Source organism: Citrobacter sp. VF227, assembly GCF_052950715.1.
The window spans coordinates 1,274,907-1,291,670 of the sequence record NZ_JBRFVF010000001.1 but is presented as its reverse complement, the minus strand read 5'-3'; the positions used below and the strand labels follow the sequence as shown (position 1 = coordinate 1,291,670).

Genomic DNA, 16,764 nt, shown 5'->3' with positions numbered 1-16,764 from the left:
CACAAGATGCCTTCTTTTTTTTCATCGCAGTAGTAGTGATACAGGAGTCCCAAATGGAAATGACCAACGCTCAACGTCTGATTTTGTCTAATCAGTACAAAATGATGACTATGCTCGATCCCACTAACGCCGAGCGTTATCGTCGTTTGCAGACGATTATTGAACGCGGTTACGGCTTGCAGATGCGCGAGCTGGATCGTGAGTTTGGTGAGCTGACGGAAGAAACCTGTCGTACGATTATCGATATTATGGAGATGTATCACGCATTACATGTGTCCTGGACTAATCTTAAGGATGCACAGGCCATTGATGAGCGCCGCGTGACCTTCCTCGGTTTTGACGCCGCAACGGAAGCCCGTTTTCTCGGATACGTTCGCTTTATGGTGAATGTGGAAGGTCGCTATACCCACTTTGATGCGGGGACGCATGGCTTCAACGCTCAGACCCCGATGTGGGAAAAATATCAGCGTATGTTGAACGTCTGGCACTCTTGCCCGCGCCAGTATCATTTGAGCGCGAATGAAATTAACCAAATCATTAATGCCTGAGGGGGCGAGCGTGCAGTGCAAAGGTTTTCTGTTTGATCTGGATGGAACGCTGGTCGATTCCTTACCCGCAGTAGAACGCGCGTGGTGCAATTGGGCTGATCGTTTTGGCCTCGATCATGCTGAAGTGCTCGGTTTTATTCATGGCAAGCAGGCCATTACCTCTCTGCGACACTTTATGGTGGGCAAATCTGAGGCAGAGATCGCTGCGGAGTTCACCCGCTTGGAGCAGATCGAAGCGACAGAAACCGCTGGGATCACCGCGCTGCCGGGGGCGGTTGAGTTGCTCAATCACCTCAATAAAGCGGGTATTCCATGGGCGATTGTGACCTCCGGTTCTATGCCAGTCGCACGAGCGCGCCATCGTGTCGCGGGGCTTCCTGCGCCTGAAGTGTTTGTCACCGCCGAACGGGTAAAAAGAGGGAAACCAGAGCCAGACGCTTATCTGTTAGGCGCACAGCTTCTGGGGCTTGCGCCGCAGGAGTGCGCGGTAGTGGAAGATGCGCCCGCCGGGGTGCTTTCAGGACTGACGGCTGGGTGTCATGTGATCGCGGTCAATGCGCCTGCGGACACGCCGCGTCTGGATGAGGTCGATTTTTCTCTGACCAGTCTGGAACATATTTCTGTGACCAAACAACCTAACGGAAATGTGGTCGTTGTAAGAAATACCTGATCATGATTTAGCCCCAGATTGTTGGGGCTTTTTTATGGCAGAATCGACTCATCCCTCTCATTTAACAAGGATATGTTGTGAACGGTGAATTGATATGGGTTCTCTCATTGCTGGCGATTGCCGTCGTTTTGTTTGCAACTGGCAGAGTGCGTATGGACGCGATCGCTTTGCTGGTCATTATTGCCTTTGTTCTGAGTGGAACATTGAGCATCACAGAAGCTTTTTCCGGATTCAGCGATCCTAACGTTATTTTGATAGCGGCTTTATTCATTATCGGCGACGGCCTGGTGCGTACCGGGGTGGCGACGGTAATGGGAGCCTGGCTGGTGAAGGTGGCCGGCAGCAGCGAAGTCAAAATGCTGGTGTTGTTGATGATTACCGTTGCCGGGCTTGGAGCATTTATGAGCTCCACCGGCGTAGTCGCCATCTTTATTCCGGTGGTGTTAAGCGTTTCCATGCGCATGGAAATTTCCCCTTCACGCCTGATGATGCCGCTGAGCTTTGCCGGATTAATAAGCGGCATGATGACGCTGGTGGCGACGCCACCCAACCTGGTCGTAAACAGTGAACTGTTACGTGAAGGACTCAACGGTTTCAGTTTTTTTAGCGTTACCCCACTGGGGCTGGTTGTTCTGGTACTCGGCATAATTTATATGCTGCTGATGCGCTTTATGCTCAAGGGGGAAGATTCCGGGCCGTCGGGAGACGGCTGGAAGCGTCGGACGTTTCGCGATCTGATTAAAGAATATCGCCTGACCGGGCGCGCGCGTCGCCTGGCGATTCGCCCAGGTTCTCCGATGATCGGCCAGCGTCTGGACGACCTGAAGCTGCGTGAGCGCTACGGGGCAAACGTGATTGGCGTTGAACGCTGGCGGCGTTTTCGTCGTGTGATCGTTGACGTAAACGGGGTTTCTGAGTTTCGCGCCCGTGACGTATTGCTGATTGATATGTCTGCGGCCGATGTCGACTTGCGTGAATTTTGCAGTGAACAGTTTTTGGAGCCGATGGTGCTGCGCGGTGAATACTTCTCCGAGCAGGCGCTTGATGTGGGAATGGCAGAAATTTCGCTGATCCCTGAATCGGAATTGATTGGCAAAACGGTACGAGAAATTGCTTTTCGTACACGTTACGGCCTGAATGTCGTTGGGCTGAAACGTGATGGTGCTGCATTGGCCGGCGCGGTGGTGGATGAGCCGCTGCTAATGGGCGACATCATATTAGTGGTGGGCAACTGGAAACTCATTACTCTTCTGGGCCAAAAAGGGCGCGATTTTGTGGTGCTGAATATGCCCGCGGAAGTCAGTGAAGCTTCTCCGGCGCACAGCCAGGCGCCGCATGCGATTTTCTGCCTGGTGCTGATGGTCGCTCTGATGCTCACTGATGAAATTCCCAATACGGTTGCTGCGATCATTGCTTGTCTGCTGATGGGGAAATTTCGCTGTATCGATGCCGAAAGTGCCTACAAGGCGATTCACTGGCCAAGTATTATTTTGATCGTCGGGATGATGCCTTTCGCGCTGGCTTTACAAAAAACCGGCGGCGTCGATTTGGTAGTGAAAGGCCTGATGGATGTCGGCGGTGGATATGGCCCATACATGATGCTGGGCTGCCTGTTCGTGCTGTGTGCAACCATCGGGTTATTTATCTCCAATACCGCGACCGCGGTGTTGATGGCGCCGATTGCGTTAGCGGCGGCGAAGTCGATGGGGGTTTCACCATATCCTTTCGCGATGGCGATTGCGATGGCAGCTTCCGCAGCCTTTATGACGCCGGTGTCTTCACCGGTTAACACGCTCGTGCTGGGACCGGGCAACTACAGCTTTAGCGACTTCGTGAAGATCGGCGTACCGTTTACCATCATTGTAATGGCGGTGTGTGTGGTGATGATCCCGATGCTGTTTCCGTTTTAATGCTTCCCCGGCGACGTTGCCTGTGTAGGCCGGATAAGGCAACGTCGCCCCAAACTTACAATGGTGAATCCTGGCTGATTTCATCTAATGAAAGATGAAAACTCGGGACAAATACATCCATAAAGTAGTCCATCTCCTCACTGCGTCGCGACTCCAGCGTTTTTTCCAGCCGTGTTTTGGCCAGCAGAAATTCGTTGTTACCGGCGGAGAGTTCTTCCAGACACTTCAGGTATGCGCACAGGGCGTCAGCCTGCTTGACGATCGATTTTTCATCTTCGCTGTATGCGTGTTCGTCAATTAACGGGGCAAAAATATCGCGCAGCTCATCGGGAACCATATCGACCAGCTTTTGCTGGGCAATTTTCTCTATCGCTTTATATTCCTGAGCAATCTGCGAGTTGAAATATTTCACCGGGGTAGGGAGATCGCCGGTCAGCACCTCTGATGCATCGTGATACATCGCCAGCAGGGCAATACGCTCAGCATTAACCTGACCACCAAATTTGCGGTTTTTGATCGCGGCCAGCGCATGAGCAACCATGGCAACTTGCAGGCTGTGTTCAGACACGTTTTCGGTGCGCACATTGCGCATTAGCGGCCAGCGGTTAATGAGCTTCAGACGGGAGAGGTGGGCAAAAAAATGGCTCTGCTTCATAACGACCCTTACTCAGTGACTTCAGTAAAGGTATTTTGCGCAGAGAGTGCTACCGGATGCAAATCTCGGTAGCACTCTCTGTTATTACAGCTGGTGATATCCTGACAAGAAACGCTCAAATTTACTCAGCGACATCTCAATATCGTCAATACGCGGCAGTGTGACGATACGGAAATGATCCGGCCACGGCCAGTTGAACGCCGTCCCCTGAACCAGCAGTACTTTTTCCTGTAACAGGAAGTCCAGCACCATCTTCTGGTCGTCATGAATATTGAAGCGCTTAGCGTCGATTTTTGGGAACATATACAGCGCACCGCGCGGTTTCACACAGGAGACGCCGGGAATGTCATTGAGCAGTTCCCAGGCACGGTTGCGTTGTTCATACAGACGACCGCCAGGCATAATAAATTCGCTGATGCTCTGGTATCCTCCCAGCGCGGTCTGAATGGCATGTTGCGCAGGGACGTTGGCACACAGACGCATTGAAGCCAGCATTTCAAGGCCTTCGATATAGCCTTTGGCATGTTTCTTCGGTCCGTTAAGCACCATCCAGCCCTGACGGAACCCCGCAACGCGGTAGGTTTTTGACAGACCGTTGAAGGTGATGGTCAGCAGGTCCGGAGCCATAGCGGCGATGGAGTGATGTTCTGCGTCGTCGTAGAGAATTTTGTCGTAAATCTCATCTGCAAAGATGATGAGGTTGTTCTGGCGAGCAATCTCAACAATCTCCATCAGCAGCTCTTTAGAATAAACAGCACCGGTTGGGTTGTTTGGGTTGATTATGACGATCCCACGTGTACGCGGCGTAATTTTGGCGCGGATATCATCCAGATCCGGGAACCAATCTGACGATTCGTCACACAGATAGTGTACGGCATTACCGCCGGAGAGCGATACCGCCGCCGTCCACAGCGGATAATCAGGAGCAGGAACCAGCATTTCGTCCCCACTGTTCAACAGAGCCTGCATGGCCTGCACAATCAATTCAGAAACGCCGTTACCGATATAAATATCTTCCACGGTGACATCACGCATCCCACGAGCCTGGTAATGCTGCATGATCGCTTTGCGGGCAGAATAAAGGCCTTTTGAATCGCAATACCCTTGCGCAGTTGGCAAATTGCGGATCACATCCACCAGAATTTCATCTGGCGCTTCAAACCCGAATGGTGCGGGGTTGCCGATGTTCAGTTTCAGAACTTTATTACCTTCTTCTTCCAGACGCTTTGCTTCCTTCAGAACCGGGCCGCGAATGTCATAACAGACGTTTTCTAATTTGCTGGATTTTTCAATGGGGGACATGAACGTTGACCTTTTTAGCTGTGAATGCCACTCCCTGCCGTGGAAGTCAGCCAGCACAATGTACTCCCACACCGGTAAGTTTTGAAGGGTCTCCAGGAGAAGATTTTGAAAAGCATCGGGGGTGTAATTAACTTTTAACGACTAAATAATGAAGTTATTACGGAGTGATAATCTGTATTTTGTTGTTGTTATGGTTTTATGTTTTGCTTTGGTGGTGATGGTGTGGTCGTTTGTCTGGTCAAAAAAAGTTGATGCTGTAAAACAATAGGTAGTCGATATCTAAACTGTCTGACGTAATTCGAAAATACTGAGGTTTTGTCTCAGAATTCTGTTATCGGTGTGATCCCGACGTGATGCGGTGTGAACTCATTGTTAAGCATAATTAATGAATTGAGAGGTTCTTAATTAATTATTATTTAATATTTAAACAGTATCAAATTGAATGGGATAATAATACGAAAACCGCTGTTCTGACATGGCACCAATTTGCCCGGAATTATTCGCGATAACACTTATAAATATAGTGGTTTTAGGTTAAGATAACTCCCATCAAATGGTGTGTAGTAAGATTTTTAAGATAATTCAAATGTTTGTTGGTTGTTTCTAACATACTGAAAAATTTGTTTTTAATGTGTAAATTATTGTTCGTTAACCATTTTTTATATTTACAAAATTTACATGTTTCCCATTAGCCTGAATCATCCGGCAGCTAAAAATACGATTCTTTCTCGTTGCTATATTCCGAATGAATATCACGGGTATTAAAATAGCTCAGAAAGAGCATTGTTTCGTTTGTTTAACCAAATACATCCTTATTTTCACTTGGTTACACTAAGCGAAACCGCAAGGGAGGCACATTACAAATGGAGTTGTTTGATTCTAAATGCACAGCATTAACCCGGTATGACCCGCGAGTAAGTGAAAAACTATGATAAATGCAAATCGTCCGATCATTAACCTCGACCTCGATCTGCTGAGAACCTTTGTTGCTGTTGCCGATCTGAATACCTTCGCGGCTGCGGCAGCTGCGGTATGTCGAACTCAGTCTGCGGTGAGTCAGCAAATGCAGCGTCTTGAACAGCTCGTGGGGAAAGAGTTGTTCGCGCGCCATGGACGCAACAAATTGCTGACTGAACATGGTATCCAGCTATTGGGTTACGCCAGAAAAATACTGCGTTTTAATGATGAGGCATGCTCATCATTAATGTTTAACAATCTTCAGGGAGTGTTAACTATCGGTGCTTCTGATGAATCCGCCGATACCATACTGCCTTTTCTGCTTAACCGTATAAGTTCGGTTTATCCGAAGCTTGCGCTTGATGTGAGAGTCAAACGTAACGCTTATATGGTGGATATGCTGAAGTCGCAGGAAGTGGACCTGGTGGTGACCACCAATCGTCCAGGAGATTTTGAGTGCCTGAATCTACGCACCTCCCCGACGCACTGGTACTGCGCAGCTGAATATATCCTGCAAAAAGGTGAGCCGGTACCGTTGGTTTTGCTTGACGATCCGAGCCCGTTTCGCGATATCGTGTTGGCAACATTGAATGCTGCGCAGATCCCGTGGCGTTTGGCTTATGTTGCTTCTACGTTGCCTGCAGTTCGTGCGGCGGTAAAAGCAGGGCTCGGTGTTACTGCGCGGCCTGTTGAAATGATGAGTCCGGATCTACGTGTACTGGGTGTAGCGGACGGATTACCGCCATTGCCTGACACTGAGTATCTGTTATGCAGCGACCCGAGCGTGCAAAATGAGTTAGCAGACGTTATTTTTAAATCGATGCAAACATATCAAAATCCTTGGCAATACAATCAGTTTACCCCTGAAGGGGGAGATGACTCGATGATTGTTGAAGGCGACTTTGAGTAACGCGTCACAAAAAAACAGTTTAAAATGTAAGTGTGAAAAAGAGCCACTGATGATGAAAAAACATCCAGTGGCTCTTTTTATATGCAAATATTGCCGATTTAGGTCATTTGCTATACTAAAACTTAACAAAATCAGCGAGTAAAGAAACAGTCTGATGGGAGGGTGAAAAATAAACAACCGCGTTACTAATTGTTTCCATGTTAAAAAACTAGAGAAATTGTTGCTGTTTTTTATGGTGAATTAACAAAAGCGTGTCACAGATCAAGAAAATACTCCCATTTAGGGGGAGGCATCTGTGTGAATTCCTGTCAAAATAGACGGGTATCATTTTTTTACTTCACTACGGACACGATTCAACAACATTAAAAATGACCGATGATACGATCGAAATGGGTCTAAAGAGCACTTTATGTTAATGAAGTTGGAGTAGTGTAAAATAATGTGAGGAAACTTTTGTTAAAGTTGACAAAAGGTTATAGAAAGGAGTAAAAAACCCTATCAATTAGCTGTCTAAAATGATTTTTCACAGTGATTGTAAGGTTTTTTTTATTCCTCCCCATGAATCGATGTGGCGTTCATCTGCCGAAAAGAGCAGAGAATTTGGCGCTACTTTTGATGAGTAAGCAATGAGTATGTCAACATCCACTGAAATCATCGCTCATCACTGGGCATTCGCTATCTTTCTTATTGTTGCCATTGGCCTGTGCTGCCTGATGCTCGTCGGCGGCTGGTTTTTAGGTGGTCGCGCGCGCGCGAGATCTAAAAACGTGCCGTTTGAATCAGGTATCGACTCGGTCGGCACCGCCCGCTTGCGCCTGTCTGCCAAGTTTTATCTGGTAGCCATGTTCTTCGTTATCTTCGACGTTGAAGCGCTGTATCTGTTCGCATGGTCAACTTCTATCCGTGAAAGCGGCTGGATTGGCTTTGTGGAAGCTGCAATTTTTATTTTTGTGTTACTGGCAGGTCTGGTTTATCTGGTGCGTATTGGCGCGCTGGACTGGACGCCCGCGCGTTCACGCCGCGAGCGTATGAACCCGGAAACGAACAGTATCGCTAATCGTCAACGCTAACCGCGAGGCATTAAGATGGATTATACGCTCACCCGCATAGATCCTAACGGTGAGAACGACCGTTACCCCCTGCAAAAACAGGAGATCGTAACCGACCCCCTGGAGCAGGAAGTTAACAAAAACGTGTTCATGGGCAAGCTGCATGACATGGTTAACTGGGGCCGTAAAAACTCAATTTGGCCATATAACTTTGGCCTTTCCTGCTGCTACGTTGAGATGGTGACCTCGTTTACCGCCGTGCACGATGTGGCCCGTTTTGGTGCTGAAGTTTTGCGTGCATCGCCGCGTCAGGCTGACCTGATGGTCGTAGCCGGAACCTGCTTTACCAAAATGGCGCCAGTAATTCAGCGTCTCTATGATCAGATGCTGGAACCTAAATGGGTTATTTCCATGGGCGCCTGCGCTAACTCTGGCGGTATGTACGACATCTATTCTGTGGTGCAGGGCGTTGATAAATTCATTCCGGTCGATGTGTACATCCCGGGATGCCCGCCGCGCCCGGAAGCGTATATGCAGGCTCTGATGCTGTTGCAAGATTCCATTGGCAAAGAACGCCGCCCGCTCTCTTGGGTGGTTGGCGATCAGGGCGTTTATCGCGCCAATATGCAGTCAGAACGCGAGCGTAAACGCGGCGAACGTATTGCTGTAACGAATCTTCGTACACCAGACGAGATTTAATTTGCGCCTGTCGGCAGCAGCACTTCCTTCGCTTACCACTACATAAATAGCGCGAAGCACTGCCGACCACCACGGACCATTTGCAATGGTGAACAATATGACCGACTTAACCGCGCAAGACGCCGTATGGCAAACACGGGATCACCTTGATGACCCGGTCATTGGCGAACTGCGCAACCGTTTTGGGCCGGATGCCTTTACCGTTCAGGCGACTCGCACCGGGGTACCCGTTGTTTGGGTCAAGCGTGAACAATTACTGGAAGTTGGCGATTTCTTAAAGAGACTGCCGAAACCTTACGTCATGCTGTTTGACTTACACGGCATGGACGAGCGTCTGCGTACGCACCGCGAAGGGTTACCCGCCGCGGATTTTTCTGTTTTCTATCACCTGATCTCCATTGAACGCAATCGCGATATCATGCTCAAGGTGGCTTTGTCTGAAAACGATCTGCGCGTACCGACTTTCACCAAACTATTTCCGAATGCCAACTGGTATGAGCGTGAAACCTGGGAAATGTTTGGCATCGACATCGAAGGTCACCCGCACCTGACGCGTCTGCTGATGCCACATACCTGGGAAGGTCATCCGCTGCGTAAAGACTACCCGGCGCGTGCGACCGAATTCGATCCGTTTGAGCTGACTAAAGCCAAACAGGATCTGGAAATGGAAGCGCTGACCTTCAAACCAGAAGACTGGGGCATGAAGCGTAGCACCGAAAACGAGGACTTCATGTTCCTCAACCTCGGTCCTAACCACCCGTCTTCTCACGGTGCGTTCCGTATTGTGCTGCAGCTTGATGGCGAAGAAATCGTCGACTGCGTACCTGACATCGGCTACCACCACCGTGGTGCTGAAAAGATGGGCGAACGTCAGTCCTGGCACAGTTACATCCCGTACACCGACCGTATTGAGTACCTCGGCGGCTGCGTTAACGAAATGCCGTACGTGCTGGCGGTTGAGAAACTGGCTGGCATTACCGTACCGGATCGCGTGAACGTTATTCGCGTTATGCTTTCCGAACTGTTCCGCATAAACAGCCACCTGCTGTACATCTCCACGTTCATTCAGGACGTCGGCGCAATGACTCCGGTATTCTTCGCCTTTACCGACCGTCAGAAAATCTACGACGTAGTGGAAGCGATCACCGGTTTCCGTATGCACCCAGCCTGGTTCCGTATCGGTGGCGTAGCACACGATCTGCCGCGCGGGTGGGACAAACTGCTGCGTGACTTCCTCGACTGGATGCCAAAACGTCTGGATTCTTACGAGAAAGCCGCACTGCGCAACACCATCCTGAAAGGCCGTTCTCAGGGTGTTGCCGCATACGGTAAAAAAGAAGCGCTGGACTGGGGTTGTACCGGTGCTGCGCTGCGTGCGACTGGTATTGATTTCGACGTGCGTAAATCACGTCCGTACTCTGGTTATGAGAACTTTGACTTTGAAGTTCCGGTTGGCGGCGGCGTGTCCGACTGCTATACCCGCGTGATGCTGAAAGTTGAAGAGCTCCGCCAGAGTCTGCGCATCCTTGAGCAGTGCCTCAACAACATGCCGGAAGGCCCGTTTAAAGCGGATCATCCGCTGACCACGCCGCCGCCGAAAGAGCGCACGCTGCAACATATCGAAACCCTGATCACCCACTTCCTGCAGGTTTCGTGGGGACCGGTTATGCCGGCAAACGAGTCCTTCCAGATGGTGGAAGCGACCAAGGGTATCAACAGTTACTACCTGACCAGCGATGGCAGCACCATGAGTTATCGTACCCGTATCCGTACCCCGAGCTATGCGCACCTGCAGCAGATCCCGGTAGCGGTACGTGGCAGCCTGGTGTCCGACCTGATCGTCCATCTGGGTAGTATCGATTTTGTTATGTCAGATGTGGACCGCTAATTATGCACGAGAATCAACAACCACAAACCGAGGCTTTTGAGCTGAGTGCGGCTGAGCGTGAAGCGATTGAGCACGAGAAGCACCACTACGAAGACCCGCGTGCGGCGTCCATTGAAGCGCTGAAAATCGTTCAGAAGCAGCGTGGCTGGGTGCCGGATGGGGCGATCTATGCGATCGCTGATGTGCTGGGTATCCCGGCCAGCGACGTAGAAGGTGTTGCCACGTTCTACAGCCAGATCTTCCGCCAGCCGGTCGGTCGCCACGTGATCCGCTATTGCGACAGCGTCGTGTGCCATATCAATGGTTACCAGGGGATCCAGGCTGCGCTTGAGAAAAAACTCAACATCAAGCCGGGGCAGACGACCTTTGACGGTCGTTTTACGCTGCTGCCAACCTGTTGCCTGGGGAACTGCGACAAGGGGCCGAACATGATGATCGATGAAGATACTCATGCTCACCTGACCCCGGAAGGCATTCCCGAACTGCTGGAGCGGTATAAATGAAAAACATTATCCGTACTCCCGAAACGCATCCGCTGACCTGGCGTCTGCGTGATGACAAACAGCCGGTATGGCTGGACGAATACCGTAGCAAAAATGGCTACGAAGGTGCGCGTAAAGCCCTGACCGGGCTGTCACCGGATGAAATCGTTAATCAGGTAAAAGACGCTGGCCTGAAAGGGCGTGGCGGCGCGGGCTTTTCCACCGGTCTGAAGTGGAGCCTGATGCCGAAAGACGAATCCATGAACATCCGTTACCTGCTGTGTAACGCCGATGAAATGGAGCCGGGCACCTATAAAGACCGCCTGTTGATGGAACAGCTACCGCACTTGCTGGTGGAAGGCATGCTGATCTCCGCGTTTGCGCTGAAAGCGTACCGCGGTTACATCTTCCTGCGCGGGGAATATATCGAAGCGGCCGTGCATCTGCGCCGCGCGATTGCTGAAGCGACCGAAGCCGGTCTGCTTGGCAAAAACATTATGGGCACTGGCTTCGATTTCGAACTGTTTGTGCACACCGGGGCAGGGCGTTACATCTGTGGTGAAGAAACCGCGCTGATTAACTCCCTCGAAGGTCGTCGTGCTAACCCGCGTTCCAAGCCGCCGTTCCCGGCAAGCTCTGGTGCATGGGGTAAACCGACCTGCGTTAACAACGTCGAAACCCTGTGTAACGTACCGGCTATCCTCGCAAACGGCGTGGAGTGGTACCAGAACATTTCGAAGAGCAAAGATGCTGGCACCAAGCTGATGGGCTTCTCTGGTCGCGTGAAGAATCCGGGACTGTGGGAGCTGCCGTTCGGCACTACCGCGCGTGAGATCCTCGAAGATTACGCGGGCGGTATGCGCGATGGCCTGAAGTTCAAAGCCTGGCAGCCTGGCGGTGCGGGGACTGACTTCCTGACTGAAGCACACCTCGACCTGCCGATGGAATTCGAAAGCATCGGTAAAGCGGGTAGCCGTCTGGGTACTGCGCTGGCGATGGCCGTCGACCACGAGATTGGTATGGTTGGGCTGGTGCGTAACCTGGAAGAGTTCTTTGCCCGCGAGTCCTGTGGCTGGTGTACGCCGTGCCGTGATGGTCTGCCGTGGAGTGTGAAAATTCTGCGCGCGCTGGAGCGTGGCGAAGGCCAGCCTGGGGATATCGAGACACTTGAGCAACTGTGTCGTTTCCTCGGCCCGGGTAAAACCTTCTGTGCACACGCACCGGGGGCGGTGGAACCGCTACAGAGCGCCATTAAATATTTCCGCGAAGAATTCGAAGCTGGCATCAAGCAGACCTTCAGCAATACCCACGCTATTGGTGGTATTCAGCCGAACCTGCTGAAAGAGCGCTGGTGATTACAGGCTTACCCCTGCATCGCGATAAGTAATTCGATTAACGCTTAGTCTCTGACTAAGCCAACTGGAAGCATGCTGACTATGGCTACGATTCATGTAGACGGCAAAGAATATGAGGTCAACGGAGCGGACAACCTGCTGGAAGCTTGTCTATCTCTTGGCCTTGATATTCCGTACTTTTGCTGGCACCCGGCGCTGGGAAGCGTCGGTGCTTGCCGCCAGTGTGCGGTGAAGCAATATCAGAACGCGGAAGATACGCGTGGTCGCCTGGTGATGTCTTGTATGACACCTGCCACCGAAGGCACCTTTATTTCAATTGATGACGAAGAAGCGAAGCAGTTTCGCGAAAGCGTCGTCGAGTGGTTGATGACCAACCACCCGCACGACTGCCCGGTCTGCGAAGAGGGCGGTAATTGCCACCTTCAGGATATGACCGTCATGACTGGTCATAGCTTCCGTCGTTACCGCTTCACGAAGCGTACACACCGCAACCAGGATTTGGGGCCGTTCATCTCTCACGAAATGAACCGCTGCATCGCCTGCTATCGCTGCGTGCGTTACTACAAAGATTATGCTGATGGCACGGATCTGGGCGTGTATGGCGCACATGACAACGTCTACTTTGGTCGTCCGGAAGACGGTACGCTTGAAAGCGAATTCTCCGGTAACCTGGTAGAAATTTGCCCGACCGGCGTGTTTACCGACAAAACGCACTCCGAGCGTTATAACCGTAAATGGGATATGCAGTTTGCGCCGAGCATCTGCCAGCAGTGTTCCATTGGTTGTAACACCAGCCCGGGTGAGCGTTATGGCGAACTGCGCCGTATCGAAAACCGCTACAACGGTACCGTTAACCACTACTTCCTCTGTGACCGTGGTCGTTTCGGTTATGGTTACGTGAACCTGAAAGACCGTCCGCGTCAGCCAGTACAGCGCCGTGGCGATGACCTGATCACCCTCAACGCCGAACAGGCGATGCAGGGCGCGGCTGACATTCTGCGTCAGTCGAAGAAAGTGATCGGTATCGGCTCTCCGCGCGCCAGCGTTGAGAGTAACTTCGCGCTGCGTGAGCTGGTCGGTGCGGATAACTTCTATACCGGTATTGCTCAGGGTGAGCTGGAGCGTCTGCAACTGGCACTGAGCGTGCTGCGTGACGGCGGCATTCATACGCCGGCACTGCGCGAAATCGAGTCTTACGATGCAGTCCTGGTGCTGGGTGAAGATGTGACCCAGACTGGTGCGCGCGTTGCGCTGGCGGTGCGTCAGGCGGTGAAAGGGAAAGCTCGCGAAATGGCGGCGGCACAAAAAGTGGCTGACTGGCAGATCGCGGCCATCCTTAACATCGGCCAGCGCGCCAAGCACCCGCTGTTCGTTACCAACGTCGATAACACCCGTCTGGATGACATCGCGGCATGGACCTACCGTGCGCCGGTTGAAGATCAGGCGCGTTTAGGTTTCGCTATCGCCCACGCGCTGGATAACAACGCTCCGGCGGTTGACGGTATCGACCGTGACCTGCAGAACAAAATTGACGTTATCGTTCAGGCATTGGCCGGGGCGAAGAAACCACTGATTATTTCCGGTACCAACGCAGGTAGCGCCGAAGTGATTCAGGCTGCAGCCAACGTGGCGAAGGCGCTGAAAGGCCGTGGCGCAGACGTCGGCATCACCATGATTGCTCGCTCGGTTAACAGCATGGGCCTCGGCATGATGGGGGGGGGTTCTCTTGACGATGCGCTGACCGAGCTGGAAACAGGTCGCGCTGACGCCGTTGTGGTGCTGGAAAATGACCTGCATCGCCATGCTTCAGCCGCCCGCGTTGATGCCGCGCTGGCGAAAGCGCCGCTGGTACTGGTTGTTGACCATCAGCGCACCGCGATTATGGAAAACGCCCATCTGGTGCTTTCCGCCGCAAGCTTCGCCGAAAGCGATGGTACGGTGATTAACAACGAAGGCCGCGCCCAGCGCTTCTTCCAGGTTTATGACCCATCCTACTACGACAGCAACACCGTAATGCTGGAAAGCTGGCGCTGGCTGCACTCGCTGCACAGCACCGTGCAGAGCCGTGAAGTGGACTGGACGCAGCTCGACCATGTTATCGACGCGGTCGTTGAGAAGTTGCCGCAACTGGCGGGTATTAAAGATGCCGCACCGGACGCAAGCTTCCGTATCCGTGGACAGAAACTGGCGCGTGAACCGCACCGCTACAGTGGGCGTACCGCAATGCGCGCCAACATCAGCGTACACGAACCGCGTCAGCCGCAGGACAAAGACACCATGTTCGCTTTCTCTATGGAAGGGAACAACCAGCCGTCTGCGCCGCGTTCACAAATTCCGTTTGCCTGGGCTCCAGGCTGGAACTCCCCACAGGCGTGGAACAAGTTCCAGGATGAAGTGGGCGGTAAACTGCGCCATGGCGATCCGGGTGTGCGTCTGATCGAAGCTTCCGCGGGGAGTATGGATTATTTCACGACCGTTCCGGCGAGCTTCCAGGCTCAGGAAGGTCAGTGGCGTATCGCGCCTTACTATCACCTGTTTGGTAGTGACGAAATGTCCCAGCGTGCGCCGGTCTTCCAGACCCGTATGCCGCAGCCGTACATTAAACTCAACCCGGCAGATGCCGCGAAGTTAGGTGTCAATGCCGGTACGCGCGTTTCTTTCAGCTACGATGGTATTACGGTCACGCTGCCGGTTGAAATCGCTGAAGGATTAACGGCAGGGCAGGTTGGTTTGCCGATGGGTATGCCGGGCATCGCACCAGTTCTGGCAGGTGCGCGTCTTGAGGATCTGCAGGAGGCACAACAATGAGTTGGATTACACCCGATCTGATTGAGATCCTGCTGAGCATTCTCAAAGCTGTGGTGATCCTGCTGGTGGTGGTCACCTGCGGGGCATTCATGAGCTTTGGCGAACGTCGTCTGCTGGGTCTGTTCCAGAACCGTTACGGACCGAACCGTGTTGGCTGGGGTGGTTCGCTCCAGCTGGTTGCGGACATGATCAAGATGTTCTTTAAAGAAGACTGGATCCCGAAATTCTCGGATCGCGTCATCTTTACCCTGGCTCCGATGATCGCTTTCACTTCGCTGCTGCTGGCCTTCGCCATTGTGCCGGTGAGTCCGAACTGGGTGGTTGCCGACCTGAACATCGGGATCCTGTTCTTCCTGATGATGGCAGGCCTCGCGGTATACGCGGTGCTGTTCGCCGGTTGGTCGAGCAACAACAAATACTCGCTGCTCGGTGCGATGCGTGCGTCTGCGCAGACGCTGAGCTACGAAGTGTTTCTCGGACTTTCCCTGATGGGCGTGGTGGCACAGGCCGGTTCATTTAACATGACCGACATTGTCAACAACCAGGCTGATATCTGGAACGTAATTCCGCAGTTCTTTGGTTTTGTCACCTTTGCCATCGCGGGTGTGGCGGTGTGTCACCGTCACCCGTTTGACCAGCCAGAAGCCGAGCAGGAACTGGCAGATGGTTACCACATTGAATATTCCGGTATGAAATTCGGTCTGTTCTTCGTGGGTGAGTACATCGGTATTGTCACCATTTCTGCGTTGATGGTTACCCTGTTCTTCGGTGGCTGGCATGGCCCGTTCTTACCGCCATTCGTCTGGTTCGCGCTGAAAACCGCGTTCTTCATGATGATGTTCATTTTGATTCGTGCGTCGTTACCGCGTCCTCGTTATGACCAGGTAATGTCCTTCGGCTGGAAAGTTTGTCTGCCGCTGACGCTCGTCAACTTGCTGGTAACGGCGGCTGTCATTCTCTGGCAGGCGCAATAAGGGACACAAAGACCATGACCTTAAAAGAATTGTTCGTAGGTTTCGGCACCCAGGTACGCAGTATCTGGATGATCGGCCTGCATGCGTTCGCGAAACGCGAAACGCAGATGTACCCGGAAGAGCCGGTCTATCTACCGCCCCGTTTCCGTGGCCGTATCGTTCTGACCCGTGACCCAGACGGTGAAGAGCGTTGCGTTGCCTGTAACCTGTGTGCGGTAGCGTGTCCGGTAGGCTGTATTTCTTTGCAAAAAGCAGAGACCAAAGATGGCCGCTGGTATCCGGAGTTTTTCCGCATTAACTTCTCACGCTGCATATTCTGCGGCCTGTGTGAAGAAGCCTGTCCGACAACGGCTATTCAGCTGACTCCAGATTTCGAGCTGGGTGAGTACAAGCGCCAGGACCTGGTTTACGAGAAAGAGGATCTGCTGATCTCCGGTCCGGGCAAATACCCGGAATATAACTTCTACCGGATGGCAGGTATGGCAATCGACGGCAAAGATAAGGGCGAAGCTGAGAACGAAGCCAAGCCTATCGACGTCAAGAGCCTGTTACCGTAA

Annotated in this window: 14 protein-coding genes; 12 read left to right on the top strand and 2 right to left on the bottom strand. The window is 52.2% G+C overall.

Going from position 1 to position 16,764, the window contains the following annotated elements; all coding sequences use genetic code 11:
- Positions 1–53: 53 nt before the first annotated feature.
- From ACU8YC_RS06305 to ACU8YC_RS06295, 3 genes are all read left to right on the top strand, one after another.
- Positions 54–548 (top strand): YfbU family protein, encoded by a 495-nt coding sequence (locus ACU8YC_RS06305; protein WP_003028086.1) that lies wholly within the window; start codon positions 54–56, stop codon positions 546–548.
- Entirely contained in the window at positions 541–1,218 is a 678-nt protein-coding gene (locus ACU8YC_RS06300; protein ID WP_151224804.1) for a sugar phosphatase, read from the top strand. The genes ACU8YC_RS06305 and ACU8YC_RS06300 overlap by 8 nt, the downstream gene beginning before the upstream one ends.
- 77 nt (positions 1,219–1,295) lie before the next feature.
- The gene (locus ACU8YC_RS06295; RefSeq protein ID WP_151219929.1) at positions 1,296–3,128 is read left to right on the top strand and encodes an SLC13 family permease; all 1,833 of its coding nucleotides are present in this window, start codon (positions 1,296–1,298) and stop codon (positions 3,126–3,128) included.
- A 55-nt stretch (positions 3,129–3,183) separates the two neighbouring features.
- Here ACU8YC_RS06295 and yfbR read toward each other — a convergent pair whose 3' ends face one another.
- Both yfbR and alaA read right to left on the bottom strand, forming a co-directional pair.
- Positions 3,184–3,783, bottom strand: a complete 600-nt coding sequence (yfbR, locus tag ACU8YC_RS06290; RefSeq protein WP_151219928.1) for a 5'-deoxynucleotidase — start codon at positions 3,781–3,783, stop codon at positions 3,184–3,186.
- Between the two features lie 84 nt (positions 3,784–3,867).
- A complete protein-coding gene (gene alaA / locus ACU8YC_RS06285) occupies positions 3,868–5,085 on the bottom strand; it encodes an alanine transaminase AlaA (protein ID WP_005129483.1) in 1,218 nt (405 codons plus the stop codon).
- Between the two features lie 928 nt (positions 5,086–6,013).
- Here alaA and lrhA point away from each other — a divergent pair.
- The 9 genes from lrhA to nuoI all read left to right on the top strand — a co-directional run bounded on the left by lrhA (position 6,014) and on the right by nuoI (position 16,764).
- Complete coding sequence (gene lrhA / locus ACU8YC_RS06280; protein WP_151219927.1) at positions 6,014–6,952, top strand: transcriptional regulator LrhA; 939 nt, start codon at positions 6,014–6,016, stop codon at positions 6,950–6,952.
- A 626-nt stretch (positions 6,953–7,578) separates the two neighbouring features.
- Positions 7,579–8,022, top strand: coding sequence for an NADH-quinone oxidoreductase subunit NuoA (gene nuoA, locus ACU8YC_RS06275; protein ID WP_003028077.1), 444 nt, complete (start codon positions 7,579–7,581; stop codon positions 8,020–8,022).
- 15 nt (positions 8,023–8,037) lie between these two features.
- The gene (gene nuoB / locus ACU8YC_RS06270) at positions 8,038–8,700 is read left to right on the top strand and encodes an NADH-quinone oxidoreductase subunit NuoB (RefSeq protein ID WP_003028075.1); all 663 of its coding nucleotides are present in this window, start codon (positions 8,038–8,040) and stop codon (positions 8,698–8,700) included.
- An 85-nt stretch (positions 8,701–8,785) separates the two neighbouring features.
- On the top strand, positions 8,786–10,588 hold the full coding sequence (nuoC, locus tag ACU8YC_RS06265) for an NADH-quinone oxidoreductase subunit C/D (RefSeq protein ID WP_151219925.1): 1,803 nt from the start codon (positions 8,786–8,788) through the stop codon (positions 10,586–10,588).
- 2 nt (positions 10,589–10,590) lie between these two features.
- A complete protein-coding gene (gene nuoE / locus ACU8YC_RS06260) occupies positions 10,591–11,091 on the top strand; it encodes an NADH-quinone oxidoreductase subunit NuoE (protein ID WP_003028069.1) in 501 nt (166 codons plus the stop codon).
- Positions 11,088–12,425 (top strand): NADH-quinone oxidoreductase subunit NuoF, encoded by a 1,338-nt coding sequence (gene nuoF / locus ACU8YC_RS06255; protein WP_187253461.1) that lies wholly within the window; start codon positions 11,088–11,090, stop codon positions 12,423–12,425. Before nuoE ends, nuoF begins: the two co-directional genes overlap by 4 nt.
- An 81-nt stretch (positions 12,426–12,506) precedes the next feature.
- Positions 12,507–15,233 (top strand): NADH-quinone oxidoreductase subunit NuoG, encoded by a 2,727-nt coding sequence (gene nuoG / locus ACU8YC_RS06250; protein WP_151219923.1) that lies wholly within the window; start codon positions 12,507–12,509, stop codon positions 15,231–15,233.
- On the top strand, positions 15,230–16,207 hold the full coding sequence (nuoH, locus tag ACU8YC_RS06245; protein WP_003028063.1) for an NADH-quinone oxidoreductase subunit NuoH: 978 nt from the start codon (positions 15,230–15,232) through the stop codon (positions 16,205–16,207). The genes nuoG and nuoH overlap by 4 nt, the downstream gene beginning before the upstream one ends.
- Before the next feature lie 14 nt (positions 16,208–16,221).
- Complete coding sequence (nuoI, locus tag ACU8YC_RS06240) at positions 16,222–16,764, top strand: NADH-quinone oxidoreductase subunit NuoI (RefSeq protein ID WP_003028062.1); 543 nt, start codon at positions 16,222–16,224, stop codon at positions 16,762–16,764.